This is a genomic window from Chitinophaga varians, assembly GCF_012641275.1.
In the GTDB taxonomy this organism is placed as follows: Bacteria; Bacteroidota; Bacteroidia; order Chitinophagales; family Chitinophagaceae; genus Chitinophaga; species Chitinophaga varians_A.
In genome coordinates this window covers 1982865-1997458 of sequence record NZ_JABAIA010000001.1, presented here as the reverse complement: position 1 = coordinate 1997458, position 14594 = coordinate 1982865, and the positions used below count along the sequence as shown (strand labels likewise).

The following is a 14594-nucleotide window of genomic DNA, read 5'->3' as shown; positions in this document are numbered from 1 at the left end:
CCAGATCGCCGGCCTTTTTGTTGGCACCGGATAAATTTATCACTATCAGAATAATTTACCCTGCTTAAATTTTACATTAATCAGATGAATCAATGAAACAGCTCTATTTAAAATACAGGCATTATTACAAGGACAATTTCCATTTAGCCTATCCTGTTGTTATTTCCCAGCTAGGGCACACATTGGTGGCGCTGTCAGACAGCATTATCATTGGCCACACCGGGAAAGTGCCGCTGGCAGCGGTATCGCTGGGCAACAGCCTGTTCAGTATTTTTATGGTGACAGGCATCGGCATGTCCTATGGCCTTACGCCGTTGATTGCACAGGAGAACGGCCGTGGCAACAAAAAAGCCATCGGCCACCTGTTGAGCCACAGCCTCATCATCAATATGGTAGTGGGTTTTCTGTTGTCAACAGTTATTTATTTCGGCAGCAGCCATCTTGAATTACTGAAACAGGAAGCCGATGTGGCGGCTCAGGCCCGCCCTTTCCTGCGTTACCTGGGTTTTTCCTTTATCCCGCTGATGTTGTTTTTGTCATTCAAACAGTTTGCGGAAGGACTGGGCTTTACCCGTCAGGCCATGAACATCAGTATTATCGGTAACGTCATCAATATCATCATCGGTATCACGCTGGTATACGGTCTCTTTGGTATGCCACGTATGGGCGTAGTGGGTGTGGGTATCGCCACTTTCACCGACCGCCTGATCATGGGCATTACCATGTCTTTTTATGTATTGAAGTCGCCCCGTTTCAAACCTTACCTGCAATCCTTCGGTTTCCGGCACCTGGAATGGACATCTGTCAAAAAAATCCTGGGCATCGGTACACCAGTGGCCCTGCAATATATTTTCGAGATCAGCGCTTTCAGCGGCGCTGCCGTGATCGTAGGCTGGATGGGCGCTGCCGAGCTGGCGGCGCACCAGATTGCGCTCAGCCTGGCAGCCATGACCTACATGATGGCCAGCGGCATCTCCGCGGCGGCCGGTATCAAGAGCGGCAACAACTTCGGAAAGAAAGATTATCACGCCCTGCGCCATTCCGCCATCGCCAGTTACCATATGGTGCTGGTGCTGATGGGCACCACCGCGCTGATGTTCATGTTATTTAAAAACCTGTTGCCTGCCATGTATATCAACGACCCGCAGGTGATAACCATTGCTGCCGGGTTGTTGGTGATTGCTGCTTTCTTCCAGTTATTTGACGGCACGCAGGTAGTGGGACTGGGCATTCTCCGTGGCCTCGGCGATGTGAAGATGCCTACGTTCATTACGTTGCTGGCTTACTGGGGTATTGGTATCCCATTGGGTTACGTACTGGGCATAAAAATGGGCTACGGCGTAGAAGGTGTATGGTGGGCGTTGTTACTGGGCCTGCTGACCGCTTCTGTATTGTTGTTTTTCCGTTTCCATATCAAAAGCCGCAAGCTCGTAGCGACCAGTTAGGATTTTAAAATCCCAAATGGTTTTATCTTTGCGCCCATGGACAAGCCTATCTTTTATGCGCCGGATATTGCTGCAGACGCGGCAGCTTATACAATGAATGAAGACACTTCCAAGTATTGTATACAGGTGCTCCGGCATGAAAACGGCGATGAGGTATTGTTGGCTGATGGCCGTGGGCACCGTTTTCATGCTGTGATCACGGATGACAACCGTAAGCGTTGCGGGGTACGGATCACCGGGTGTGATACGTTGCCGGCGCCGTCACCGGTACTTCGTATAGCCATTTCGTTTACTAAAAATACATCCCGGATCGAATGGTTTCTGGAAAAGGCCGCTGAAATAGGTATTCAGACGATCATTCCGCTGGTGAGCCACCGTACGGAGAAAGAGAAGATCAAAGCGGAGAGGCTGCAAAACATCCTGGTATCGGCCATGTTGCAATCGCAGCAGTTTTACCTGCCGGAGCTGCTGGAGCCGCAGCCGTTTGAGAAGGTGGTAACCACCAATACTGACCCGCAGCGGCTGATCGCTCACTGTTTGCCCGGACAAAAAAGGGAGCTGGTACATCATTTTCAACCCGGAAAAGATACCATTATCCTGATCGGGCCGGAGGGCGACTTTACGCCGGAAGAGATACAACTGGCGCTGGACAAGGGTTTTGAGCCGGTGTCGCTGGGGAGGAACCGGCTGCGGACAGAGACTGCGGGAATGGTATCTGTAACGATGATGAATATGCTGAATACCGGTTCTCCGGAATAACAAATCAGCTATACTGATAAAAAAGGAAAGCCCGGAACATTGTTCCGGGCTTTCCTTTTTTATCAGGCAGATGTTTGATTAGTGTTGTTTGTCCCCCGGTTTGAGGGTAGGCTCTTTTAGTTCCACCGGATGGCCGTGTCCTTTCCGTACGCGCATATTCAGCATTTCCACGCCAAAGGAGAAAGCCATGGCAAAGTAGACATAGTTCTTCAGGTGCAGGTCGTGTGCTTTCTCTGCGTCCCAGCCTTCTACAATAAGGATGGCGCCTACCATCACGAGGAAGGAAAGGGCCAGCATTTTAAGGGTGGGATGTTTGTGGATAAAGTCACTGATGCGGGGTGCGAACAGGAACATGACGATCATGGCGATCACCACCGCGATGATCATGATGGGCACTTGTTTGGCCAGGCCTACCGCGGTGATGATACTGTCGAAGGAGAACACCGTATCGATGACAATGATCTGGCCTACCACGTTGAGCATGGAGACGGCGGGTTTGTTGCCGTTGACGGCTGGTCCGGTGGTTTCTTCCTCGCCTTCCAGTTTGTGGTGGATTTCGAGGGTGGTTTTGATGAGCAGGAAAAGGCCGCCACCGAGCATGATGAGGTCGCGCAGGCTGAAACCGTGGCTGCCGATGTGGAACAGCGGGTTTACGGCCCTGACGATGTAGCCGATGCAAAGGAGGAGGATAATGCGTACAGCGATGCCGGTGAGCATCCAGATGCGGCGGGCCGCAGGACGTTTTTCTGCTGGCAGACGGTTCATGACAATGGAAACGAAGATCACATTGTCGATGCCCAATACCACTTCCATGAGCACCAGCGTCAAAAGGCTGATGATCGATTCAGCCGTCAGAAATTGTTCCATATAGGTTGTATTTGAGATGCTGCCTTATCTGCGCAGGCCGGCACATATTTTCTTCACGATGGTAGGGCCTTCGTAGATGAAGCCGGTATACACTTGTACCAGGGACGCGCCGGCGTCCAGTTTCTCCTGTGCATCCGCCGCGGTGAATATACCGCCGGCCGCGATGATGGGAATAGTGCCGTGGCTGCGCTGGTGTATATATTTAATAACGGCGGTAGCTTTCTCCCTTACCGGAAGCCCGCTAAGTCCGCCTGCCCCCATTTCCGCGATGGTGGCCGCCGGAGTGGCCAGTCCTTCCCGGCTGATAGTGGTATTGGTAGCCACAATGCCTGCCAGTTTGGTTTCCTGTACAATCTCGATAATATCGTCCAGTTGTTCGTTGGTAAGGTCCGGTGCTATTTTTAACAGGATGGGTTTCGGTTTCAGCTTTTGCGCGTTAAGCAGTTGCAGATGGTGCAGCAGCTGTTTCAGTGGTTCTTTCTCCTGTAATGCCCGCAGGTTAGGGGTATTGGGAGAGCTGACGTTGACCACGAAGTAGTCGGCCACGTCATAAAGCGCATGGAAACATTTTTCGTAGTCGCTTACCGCTTCTTCGTTAGGGGTGTTTTTATTTTTACCGATGTTGCCACCGACAATAATATTTGATTTTTTGTGGCGCAGTCTTTTTGCAGCAGCTGCGGCGCCTTCGTTATTAAAGCCCATACGGTTGATCAGGGCCTGGTCTGCCGGAAGACGGAACAGTCGTGGCTGGTCGTTGCCTGGTTGTGCCAGCGGGGTCACCGTACCGATTTCTACAAAGCCGAACCCGAGGCAGGCCAGTTCATCGATATATTTGGCGTCTTTGTCAAATCCGGCGGCCAGTCCTACCGGATTGGAAAAGTGAAGGCCAAACAGTTCCCTTTCCAGCCCTTTTGTTTTAACGTCACAAAAGGCGCGCAGTACATTTTTGCCAAAAGGGAGCGCATAAATTATTTTCATTCCACGCATCACAGTGTGGTGGATCTTTTCCGGCTGAGCGCGGAAGAGGATTTTTTTGATTAGCTGATACATTGCGGGATCAAAGATAATTAGGATTTACATGATTTCTACTGATTTGCCAGGTGCATGTATGGTATTTATCTTTAAAAGATCGTTTTAAAAAATATAACAAAAAATTGGCATAATAAATCTTTCACTCGTCGGATTAGTCGACAGAAATCATTTAAATCCTGTTTATATTTGTGCCTCATCATGTTGGAACTCCAGTCATTCGAATCATTGTTCCGGGAAAATCATGCGCAATGCGTCGCCTTTGCCACACACTACATGGGAGATTCCCATGCGGCGGAGGAAGTCGTACAGCAAGTGTTTTTAAGGCTCTGGGAAAAGCGGGATAGTATCACTATTACCGGACCGGTGAAAGCGTACTTGTTTTCCGCCATCCGGAATACGGCGATCAGCCAGTGGCGCAAGGAAACTGTGAGGGTGGACCGGGAAACGCATTACAGCACGATACGGGACTCCGCCACCGAGGCCACTGACCAGGCCCGTGAGCTGGAGCGGCTGTACCAGCAGGCGTTGGACAGGCTGCCGGACAGGTGCAGGGAAGTATTTGTTCTGAGCCGCCAGCAACAGATGAAATATGCCGAAATTGCGGCGACGCTTGATATTTCAGTAAAGACAGTCGAGAACCATATGGGTAAGGCCCTTCGTATCCTGCACCAGGAGCTGAAGGAATACCTGCCTTTGTTAACTGGATTTTTATTTTAAAAATTATAGGGGGACGCATAGGGGAAACATAATTTTCCATGCGTCTACTTTTATGGACATCCGCGATAGCGGGACATGATAAAAAAACGTACAACTGCGCATGACATCAACCTATTTTGACGAGGCACTGTATACCTTGCTCTGCAAGTATCTGCTGAATGAAGCGGATACGGAGGAGCGTGCCTGGGTAGAGGCCTGGTTGCAGGAAGATACCGGTAACGCCAGGCTATTGGCGTCGCTGGGCAAAGTGTTGCAGACGGCCGCCGATCAGGCGGTAGCGGTGCCGGTGGAGACAGACCGCTCCTGGCAGCAGTTGTATGCGAAAATGAATGTGACGCCGGCAGCGGCGCCGTCCGCGAAGGAGCCGGTTAAGCCGGTGCGTAAATCCGGTTATATTTATACCCTGCTGAAAGTGGCGGCGGTATTATTAATAGCCCTGGGCGCCGGATGGTGGTTTCTGACCACCAAAAAGCCGGCCGCTGTGTACGCAGGGCCTGCCACCGCCCAGCTGCCCGATGGCAGCAGCGTTCAGCTGATGGAGGATTCCAGGCTGGAACTGGCGAAAGATTATAACAACAGCAACCGGACCGTCAGCCTGCAGGGCGTGGCCACCTTCGATGTGGCCGGTAATGCAGGACAGCCGTTTGTGGTAATGCTGGGACATACAGAGGTAAAGGTACTGGGTACCCGCTTTACCATACATTATGTGCCCGGTCAACAAGCAGTTTCTGTACATGTAGCCAGCGGTAAAGTAATGGTGATTGATCATGACAACGCAGACAGCGTAGTGCTTACACAAGGCATGCTGCTGCGGAATGACAGCCTCCGTCCGGCTTTCCGCATCGCCACACATGTCATTGATATAAAGAAAAAATCGCTTGCTTTTCATGATACCCCGCTGGAGGAAGTACTGCAAACCATCACAGAAGTGTATGACGTAAAAGTGGAACTGGAAAATACTTCCCTGTTGAAACTGACCGTCAGCACCAACTTTAATGGCGAAAGTATCGAAGATGTGATGAACGCATTGGCCATGACGCTCAATGCATCGTGGGAGAAAACAGGTGACAGACATTATAAATTGAAGTAGGCACCACCTATGGTTTTTAGCGAACTTGCCGGGAGACTTTCTGTAGCAGACCTCCCTGTGGGTTCGCTATTCAGCATTGTTAGCGGTGTGCTCCAATATCCCGATAACAAAGTCATTCATTAAAATTATGTCGTTAGCCGGCAAACTGCTGACGGGAATCATTTGTTTGTTTTTATGTTTTCCGTTAAAAGTTTCAGGGTGGGATTGGCAAACAAGAGTCACAGTGGTAGTAAAGGACCAGCCGCTGAGGGTGGTCTGTGAGATACTGGAGAAAGGATATGGCATCCATTTTTCATATAGCAGGGAACTTGTAGACTTGTCCCGTAAAGTTACGGTCACAGCATATCAACAGCGGCTTAAAAGCCTGCTGGAGGATCTTTTTGCGCCTGATGATATCCGTTTTACCCGCGTTGGCGACCAGCTGGTGCTGCAACAGGTGAAACGTACCACCCGCACCATCAGCGGATATGTGCAAGACGCCGTCAGCGGTGAAAAACTCCCCGGCGCCACCATCTATGCCCCCACGCTCAAACAGGGCACCACTACCAATCAATATGGTTTTTTCAGCCTGACGACCGTCAAGGACACCAACAGCCTGATTGTTTCTTACGTAGGTTATGAGCCGGCCCTGCTGCCGGTTGACGGGCAGGCCAACAGGATATTGCTGGTACCGCTGCAGCCATTGGCCAGTTTACAGGAAGTGGTGGTCAGCGGAACGGATAAGACCAAAATACAGGACCAGACCCAGATGAGCAAGGTACACCTGCCACTGGCCGCGGTACAGTCCATGCCCAAATTACTCGGAGAAGCAGACGTGATGCGCACCCTGCAATCCATGCCCGGCGTGGGCGGTGGTATGGACGGCGCCGGCGGCCTGCATGTAAGAGGCGGCAGCCCCGACCAGAACCTCATCCTGATGGACGGTACGCCCGTATTCAACTTCTCGCATTTCTTCGGGGTATATTCCCTGCTCAATGCGGAAGTGGTGAAGTCGGCGGACCTTTATAAAGGCGCTTTCCCTGCGCGTTTCGGCGGACGGCTGTCGTCTGTGGTGGATATCTCCCTGAAAGACGGGGATATGCGCCATTACCATGGAGATGTAGCGATCGGAATGATCTCCGCCAAGTTTAATGTGGAAGGGCCTATCGTCAAAGACAAAACTTCGTTTATTGTTTCTGCCCGTCGCTCTTACCCCGACCTGTTATACAATGCTACGCTCAGGACTGATGGAGAACTCGGCAGCGGGGGTGCTTTCTACGCATATTTCTATGACGTGAATGCTAAAATCAATCATATTTTTTCCCCGAAAGACAGGATCTACCTAAGCCTGTATAAGGGAGAAGATAACCTGTTGATCAAATCGGTGCCGGACAGCATTGTGCCGGATGCCGCCGGCCGGATGGCGGAGAGCAGCCGTTTCCAGCTGGGATGGGGCAATACCATCGGAGGGCTGCGCTGGAACCATATTTACAATACCCGCCTTTTTTCCAACGTCAGCCTCAATTACTCCCAATATGCCTTCCGGACGGAGTATCAGTTTAAATATCAGATGCCGGCCACCGGACAGGCTTCTGACCTGTACGGAAAATATTTTTCGCGGATGGAGAATATCGGGCTGAAAGCTGATTTTGATTTCCGCCCGAGACCCAGTCACGCTATCCGCTTCGGTGGCGCTCTCATCGCGCATTATTTCCGGCCAGGCCTGATGAATCTTTCCGATAAAGGCGCCACTGCCGTAACACCATTGGATACCGCTAAAAACTGGTTGAATATACGCGGCACTGAAATGTTGTTATACCTGGAAGACGACTGGCGGCTGGGCGAGAACCTGTATGCCAACCTGGGGGTACATGCGTCGGGGTTTGTGGTGGAAGGCCGCTTTTATCAGTCCCTACAGCCAAGACTGGGGCTGCGGTATATGTTACCGCGTAACTGGGCGGTAAAGGCCTCCTATACCCATATGAACCAGTATATCCATTTGTTGTCCAGTACAGGAACTTCGCTGCCAACGGATATCTGGGTACCCTCCACACAACGGGTGGCGCCTATGCTTTCGCGGCAGGTGGCGGCAGGCATCGCAAAAACCAGTATGAACAACGCCTTTGAATTCACCCTGGAGGGATATTACAAGACCATGTACAACATGATCGAATATTCAGACAACAGTACTGCGATTGCTCAACCCCTGGAACGGTGGGATGAGAACGTGGTAATAGGGAAAGGCTGGAGCTACGGCGGAGAGGCGATGATAAAAAAACAAAAGGGTTCCACCACCGGCTGGGTGGGCTACACCCTGGCGTGGAGCACACGGCAGTTCCCCGATATCAACAAGGGCCGCATTTTCCCTTATAAATACGATCACCGGCATGATGTGGAAATAGTCCTGACGCAACAAATCGGCAAACACTGGGAAGCATCGGCATCGTGGCACTATACCACCGGTGCGCCGCTTACACTGCCGGTGGCCAGCTACCATGGAGTAGGCACAGCGTCCCCCTGGGACCCCGGCAGCGGTGTGGACATCGGGATCGACCGGTACGACGGCCGCTATAATTACCGTGCTGCCGATGTACACCGGTTAGATGTAGGGATCACTTATACCAAGCAGAAAAAACGCTGGCGTAAAAGCTGGAACCTCAGCGTATATAATGTATATAATCAGAAGAACCCGTTCCTGTATTACATGAAACGGGACGAAGAAGAAAAACAGCGTTACCTGTCGAAGGTAACGGTGATGCCTATCCTGCCCAGCATTACCTATTCGATCAAATTTTAAAACCCAAGGCATGAGATCTTTTTTCGTATATGGTGTACTGTTCGTGACATTGCTGAGCGCCTGTGAAGAGCGGGTGAATATCCAGCTGAAATATGAAGGTGACAAGATTGTGATTAACAGTCTGCTGCAGCCGGACAGCGTGGCTTATGTCCGTATTACCCGCAGCGTGCCGGCCAATGTGTATGATGAAAGCGGTTTTACAGAAATTGGCAACGCACAGGTCACCCTGCTGCAGAACGGCATTGCTATGAGCGCACTGCAGCAACAAAGCATTAAAGGACGTACTTATTTTGTGTCCAAAGAAAAGATAGCTAACGGTAACAACTATACGATAAACGTATCCGCTGCGGGACTGACACCTGTCACTGCGCAGGACACCGTTCCTCCCGCCCCGGTGGTGTCTGACGGTACGGCGCGGCGCGGCAGCACGCGGATCGTCTTCACGCTAAAGGACCGGCCTGGCGCCGCAGACTATTACCGGCTGCGCGTATTTACGTATGGTACGGACAATCTGCCGGACACTACACGCAATTTCCGCCTGGACCCTGCCTTTAACAATAACCTGATTGACGTGATCGCCAATACGCACTATTCCAGCCTGGTCATGGATGATACACGCTTTGACGGCAAGACGGTCAACTTCGTGCTGGAAACAGAACAACCCATTAACGCCACTCGCCTGATGGTAGAAGTCAGCTCGCTTACCTGTAGCGGTTTTAAATATTTCAGGACACTAGATATGCAGACCCGGAACGGCGGCGTACTGATTACAGAACCTTTCGCGGTATACACCAATGTACATAACGGTTATGGCATCGTTGCCGGTATTAATTCCCAAAGACTGGTGTTCAGTACGGAATAAGATGTATCACTGATAATATGCTGCACCGTAAAGTGATAATAGGTTGCACTGCGAACTATTTTTTTCAGATCATTATAATTTTTCCTGATCCGATAAAGGCATTGTTTTTTTATGATGTAGGTTTGCTCATCAATAACTGATATTGTTGCACCCTATGAAACCCCTGCGCCCGCTGTGTTTACAGCGGGCGCTTTTTTGTGTAGATGCTAAAAGAATGTTAAGGAAACTTTCCTTTTTGCGTAAATCGTTTTCCTGATCCGTCAATATCAGTTGTATGCTCCGGTGTATTTTTGATTTACTAAAATGCTTCGGCGTATTTGCTATATACATTATAAAGAAAGGTGTCTGTTGTTTGTAACCTCATTTCAGTAAAGAGTGATGAATAAGTCCCTCCAGCGGCCGGTTCTCCGGCCGCTGGAGGCACTAACCGCAAAATAGCTTATGTGTAATTATCAGACTTTATATCATAGCAGCCATGGATATGTGATCCGTTGCCCCCATTGCAAAGGTATTCAGATGGCCTTTGGCACCAGCGTTGTTAACCTGGCCCCGGAAGAGTTTTTTTGTTTCGCTGATATGGTGGTCCGCCTTTCAGATAATATTGACCCGCTTTATCAGGAACATGAGAAAAGTGTTTGTCTGCCTTTGCCCGCAGACCATGTGATGATGTTGTTAACGCCCGCAGAAGTAAATGCGCTGGCCCGCATGGTCATGGAAGTGCAGGCGTTATTAGAGGCGTATGCTATTTTGGATGGCGCTTCCCAGTCCCAGGGCTGAAGCCCTGGGTGACGTTGAGGTTCGTTTTATTTGAAAATGGGCCGGTGGATGATGCAGCGTGATATCATCTCCCCAAATTCTTGTTGGTTATCTCCCAGAAATAACCGTCCTGTTTGAACTTTATTCGCTTCAGGGTGTTCTGATAGCTGCGCAGATCAGCTGTCCGGGCTGATATAGGTACTGCCAAACCAAAATCCTTTATCATGCCTTTACAAGAAATCCTGAAATATTCCATCACAAAAAGATCACTGTTTTTGCTGGCGGGCCTAATGTTTTATTGGGGCCACAGCGGTGCGCAGAAAAAAACTTCGCCTACGGAAAAGCGTATCCGCGAAGTGATGCAGCAGGCTTATAACCAGTTTAAGAGCAGCAGTGGCGGCGCCAATGCCAGCTACATTCCCTATCTGGCGAATATAGATCCAGAGCTGTTTGGGATTGCCATTTGTACGGCCGACGGGAAAGTGCTGGAGTTGGGCGATACCAAATATGAGTTCGGGATAGAATCTATTTCCAAAGTGTTTGTGCTGGCGCTGGCCATGCAGCAGCGGGGCGCCAAAGCCGTGGAAGACAGCATCGGGGTCAACGCCACTGGTATGCCTTTTAACTCGGTGATGGCCGTAGAGCTGGACCCGCATCGGGCAGTGAATCCGCTCGTGAATGCCGGCGCGATGGCCACCAACAGCTTTATCCGGGCGCCGAACAGTGCCGCCAAATGGGCCATGATAGACGATATGATGGCAAAGTTTGCCTCCCGGCGGTTGTCGGTCATCCAACAGTTATATGCCTCTGAAACCGCTACCAACCTTCATAACAGGGCTATTGCCTGGCTGCTGTATTCCTATGGCCGCTTTTATGGCGATGTCAGTGAATCGGTGGACTTATACACCCGTGCATGTTCTTATGGCTCCAGTACCCGTGACCTGGCCATTATGGCCGGCACCCTGGCCAATAACGGCGTTAACCCGGTCAGCCGTGAGAAAGTGATCGACGCGGTTTTGTGCCCGCGGATATTGGCCACGATGATCACAGAAGGCCTTTATGACAATACCGGTTCATGGGTGTATCATACAGGTCTGCCTGCCAAAAGCGGCGTGGGCGGCGGTATTATCGCCGTAGCGCCGGGTAAGATGGCCATTGCGGTATTTGCGCCGCCGCTGGACAAATCGGGGAATAGCGTGAAAGCGCAGAAGGCGCTGCAATATATTATTGATGAACTTAAACTGAATTTGTTCTCCCAGGGCTAAAGCCCTGGGCTACGTTGAGTTGCTGTTTATATGAACCGTGAATTATGTGCCGTGATATTGCTGTTCCTGCAATATGGACGTATACCGTATCGCGATCTGATCCCTAATCGTAGCCCAGGGCTTCAGCCCTGGGACGCCTGAGCAGCAAACGTCGTATTGCCGTTCCCGTGGCAGCTATGCCGGCAGCCACAGCGTGGAGTGCGACCGGCGTAAAGAATCGCTTTTTCCCTATAAAATGCCACTTTTTTCCGGTATATTTCTTGTGACCATTTTAAACTCCTGAACAAGTTTCAATCATCACATGTTGTATACTTATGGATGTAAAAGATTACTACAAGATACTTGGTGTAGAGAAGACAGCAACGGCGGAACAGATCAAAAAGGCATACCGGAAACTGGCGGTAAAATATCATCCTGACAAGAACCAGGGAGATAAGGCCGCTGAAGATAAATTCAAGGAGATAAACGAAGCGTATGAAGTCTTAAGTGACGAGGAGAAACGCAAAAAATACGATCAGTTCGGGGAAAACTACAAGTATTACGAGCAACACGGCGGCCGGCCGGAGGATTTTGATTGGTCGCAGTATGGCGGCGGCGGCAGACAAGGCGGTTACACCTATTCCGGCAATATGGAAGACATGTTTGGCGGAGAGGGTGGTTTTTCCGATTTTTTTGAACAGCTGTTTGGCAGCCGGTTTTCTGGAGGCGGCCGGCGGCAGCAACAAGGTCCGGGCCGTGGCCGTGATGTACAGGCCACCATGGAGGTGTCGCTGGAAGATGCCTATAATGGCGCCACCCGGCAGGTGGAGGTGAATGGCAGCCGGCTAAATATCAAGTTGAAGCCGGGGCTGCAGGAAGGACAGGTGATCCGTCTTAAGGGAAAGGGCTCACCGGGACGGCAGGGTGGCCAGCCGGGAGACCTGCTGATCACTATCCAGCTGAGCGCTCATCCACAATACGAACTCAAAGGACAGGATATTCATACCGAAGTGCCGTTACCCCTGTATACGGCCATCCTGGGTGGTAAACTGACCGTGCCTACCCCCGCCACTACCCTGAGCATGAATATCCCCGCCGGCACAGATAGCGGCAGGATATTCCGGTTAAAAGGCAAAGGCATGCCGGCATATGACCATAAAGGCACCGCCGGCGATCTGTACATTAAAGCGGTCGTGCATATTCCGAAAAACCTTTCCGACAAGGAAAAAGAACTGTTTCAGCAACTTTCACAACTAAATGAGAATGGTCATGCTTAAACTTTTTGATTACCTGGAAGAAGTGATTGCCACTGAGAGAATTTCACAACTGAGAAACCCGCCCCTGCTGTATACCGCCAGCGAGATCATGCAGGAGCTGGGATATAAAGACCCTGCTATGATACAGGAACCGCTTGACAGGGCCATGCATGCCTGTGCCTCTTTGCAGATACCTGTCAACTATAACTTTCACAAAATATTTTGCTTTAAGGACGGTGGTGAAATGGAAACAGACTGGCAACTGTCAGAGCTGGCCACCTATCTGCTGATGATCAACTGCAACCCGCTCAACCCGCTGGTGGCCAAAGCCCAGCTTATCTTTATGATGAAAGACCGCGTATGAGAGATGTCAACAGGACCGGTATTCTGATAGTGATCATCATGGGTACCACCATGGCGGGGATAGATTCGAGCATTGTCAATATATCCCTGCCCGTTATGAGTAAACAATTCAATTGTACGCTGAGCGAAATTGAATGGGTGATCACCGTCTACATGCTGAGTTTTTCTGTGCTTATGCCGCTCACCAACTGGTTAAAGAACAGAATCGGTTTTTTCAATCTTTATATCGGCGCTATTTCCCTCTTTACTTTGGGTTCGTTGTTATGTGCTTTGTCCACCACGTTGCCATCATTACTGGTAGGCCGTGTGGTACAGGCTTTAGGCGGCGGCGCCATGGCGCCCACTTCCATGGCCATCATCTCCTATGTGTTTCCGGCGAGGGTGCGGGGCGCTGTTTTAGGCTGGTGGGGCCTGGGCAACCTGGTGGGGCCGGCTATCGGACCTACGCTGGGTGGTATCCTGACAGAACAGTTCGGATGGCCTTCCATCTTCTACATCAACCTGCCCATAGGTGTTATCACCGTGATACTGTCTTTCAAATACCTGGACGTACTGCGCAGCCAGCCCAAATTAAAACTCCCTTTCGATCTGATGGGTTTTACTTTGCTGACTGTTTTCCTGGTGTGCCTGCAATATGGCGTGGCCCGTGCCGAGGTGCTGGGCATCAGTTCTCCCGAAATCCTTATTACGCTGGGCGTGGCGCTGGTGGCATTGATATGTTTTGTTTTGCTGGACCGCCGGCAGAAGGCGCCGATCATTGATCTGCAACTGTTCAGCAACTATTCATTTGTCAGTTGTATACTGGTCACTATTTCGCGTGCTGCTGCCTTGTTTGGCGGTTTGTTTCTCATGCCTTTTCTGTTGCAGGAGCAGATGGGTTTTTCAGAAGGCGTATCAGGGCTGCTGATATTGCCTAACTCGGCCTTTATGGCCGCCCTGATGCCATTTGCCGGTAAATGGTCCGATAAACACGGCTCCCGTGAAATATCCATGTTGGGTATAATGCTGCTGGCTGTTTCCATGTACCTGTTCTCTATACTGGACCGTGGCAGCGATATCTGGTCCGTTATTACAGCCATGACGGTGAGGGGCCTTGGCATGGGCCTGCTGCTGGCCCCGCTGAATGCTGCCACCCTCAGTTCGGTGAGGCCTGCTGAAGTCACGATGGCATCTTCTGTGAGCACACTGATGCAACAGGTGGGCGGTGCCATAGGTATTGCTGTGCTTGCTATTATTACCCAGACAACTTACAATAACCATGTGCTGGCCGGCGCCACCTCCATGCGGGCGCATCATCTGGCATTGCGCGAAGGGTTTAACATCTCCCTGATCATCCTGCTGGTGACCCTTGTACCTGCCTGGTTTCTGCCCCGCAGAAACGTAGTACTGAAAGATGTTGATGCACATATCGATACCTGATGTATATT

General features: G+C 50.8%; 13 protein-coding genes. 11 read left to right on the top strand and 2 right to left on the bottom strand.

Going from position 1 to position 14594, the window contains the following annotated elements; all coding sequences use genetic code 11:
• The first annotated feature begins 92 nt into the window (after positions 1-92).
• Both HGH92_RS08050 and HGH92_RS08045 read left to right on the top strand, forming a co-directional pair.
• Positions 93-1445: an MATE family efflux transporter gene (locus tag HGH92_RS08050; protein WP_168870206.1), complete on the top strand. Its 1353-nt coding sequence runs from the start codon at positions 93-95 to the stop codon at positions 1443-1445.
• Positions 1446-1481: 36 nt separating this feature from the next.
• Complete coding sequence (locus tag HGH92_RS08045; protein ID WP_168870205.1) at positions 1482-2204, top strand: RsmE family RNA methyltransferase; 723 nt, start codon at positions 1482-1484, stop codon at positions 2202-2204.
• A gap of 78 nt (positions 2205-2282) precedes the next feature.
• Here HGH92_RS08045 and HGH92_RS08040 read toward each other — a convergent pair whose 3' ends face one another.
• A complete protein-coding gene (locus tag HGH92_RS08040; RefSeq protein WP_168870204.1) occupies positions 2283-3071 on the bottom strand; it encodes a TerC family protein in 789 nt (262 codons plus the stop codon).
• Positions 3072-3095: 24 nt separating this feature from the next.
• Positions 3096-4121 (bottom strand): quinone-dependent dihydroorotate dehydrogenase, encoded by a 1026-nt coding sequence (locus HGH92_RS08035; RefSeq protein ID WP_168870203.1) that lies wholly within the window; start codon positions 4119-4121, stop codon positions 3096-3098.
• A 180-nt stretch (positions 4122-4301) separates the two neighbouring features.
• On the opposite strand from HGH92_RS08035, the gene HGH92_RS08030 reads away from it, so the two are divergent.
• From HGH92_RS08030 to HGH92_RS07990, 9 genes are all read left to right on the top strand, one after another.
• Positions 4302-4820: an RNA polymerase sigma-70 factor gene (locus HGH92_RS08030; protein ID WP_168870202.1), complete on the top strand. Its 519-nt coding sequence runs from the start codon at positions 4302-4304 to the stop codon at positions 4818-4820.
• A 100-nt stretch (positions 4821-4920) separates the two neighbouring features.
• Complete coding sequence (locus tag HGH92_RS08025; protein ID WP_168870201.1) at positions 4921-5910, top strand: FecR domain-containing protein; 990 nt, start codon at positions 4921-4923, stop codon at positions 5908-5910.
• 223 nt (positions 5911-6133) lie between these two features.
• Positions 6134-8686, top strand: coding sequence for a TonB-dependent receptor (locus tag HGH92_RS08020; RefSeq protein ID WP_168870200.1), 2553 nt, complete (start codon positions 6134-6136; stop codon positions 8684-8686).
• Between the two features lie 10 nt (positions 8687-8696).
• On the top strand, positions 8697-9548 hold the full coding sequence (locus tag HGH92_RS08015; RefSeq protein ID WP_168870199.1) for a DUF4249 domain-containing protein: 852 nt from the start codon (positions 8697-8699) through the stop codon (positions 9546-9548).
• Between the two features lie 441 nt (positions 9549-9989).
• On the top strand, positions 9990-10325 hold the full coding sequence (locus HGH92_RS08010) for a DUF6686 family protein (RefSeq protein ID WP_168870198.1): 336 nt from the start codon (positions 9990-9992) through the stop codon (positions 10323-10325).
• A 203-nt stretch (positions 10326-10528) separates the two neighbouring features.
• Positions 10529-11569 carry a glutaminase A gene (glsA, locus tag HGH92_RS08005; RefSeq protein WP_211092560.1) on the top strand — a complete coding sequence of 347 codons (1041 nt, stop codon included), beginning with the start codon at positions 10529-10531 and terminating at the stop codon, positions 11567-11569.
• Between the two features lie 314 nt (positions 11570-11883).
• On the top strand, positions 11884-12825 hold the full coding sequence (locus HGH92_RS08000; RefSeq protein ID WP_168870197.1) for a DnaJ C-terminal domain-containing protein: 942 nt from the start codon (positions 11884-11886) through the stop codon (positions 12823-12825).
• Positions 12818-13168, top strand: coding sequence for a hypothetical protein (locus HGH92_RS07995; RefSeq protein ID WP_168870196.1), 351 nt, complete (start codon positions 12818-12820; stop codon positions 13166-13168). The genes HGH92_RS08000 and HGH92_RS07995 overlap by 8 nt, the downstream gene beginning before the upstream one ends.
• Entirely contained in the window at positions 13165-14586 is a 1422-nt protein-coding gene (locus tag HGH92_RS07990; protein ID WP_168870195.1) for a DHA2 family efflux MFS transporter permease subunit, read from the top strand. The genes HGH92_RS07995 and HGH92_RS07990 overlap by 4 nt, the downstream gene beginning before the upstream one ends.
• Positions 14587-14594 lie beyond the last annotated feature (8 nt).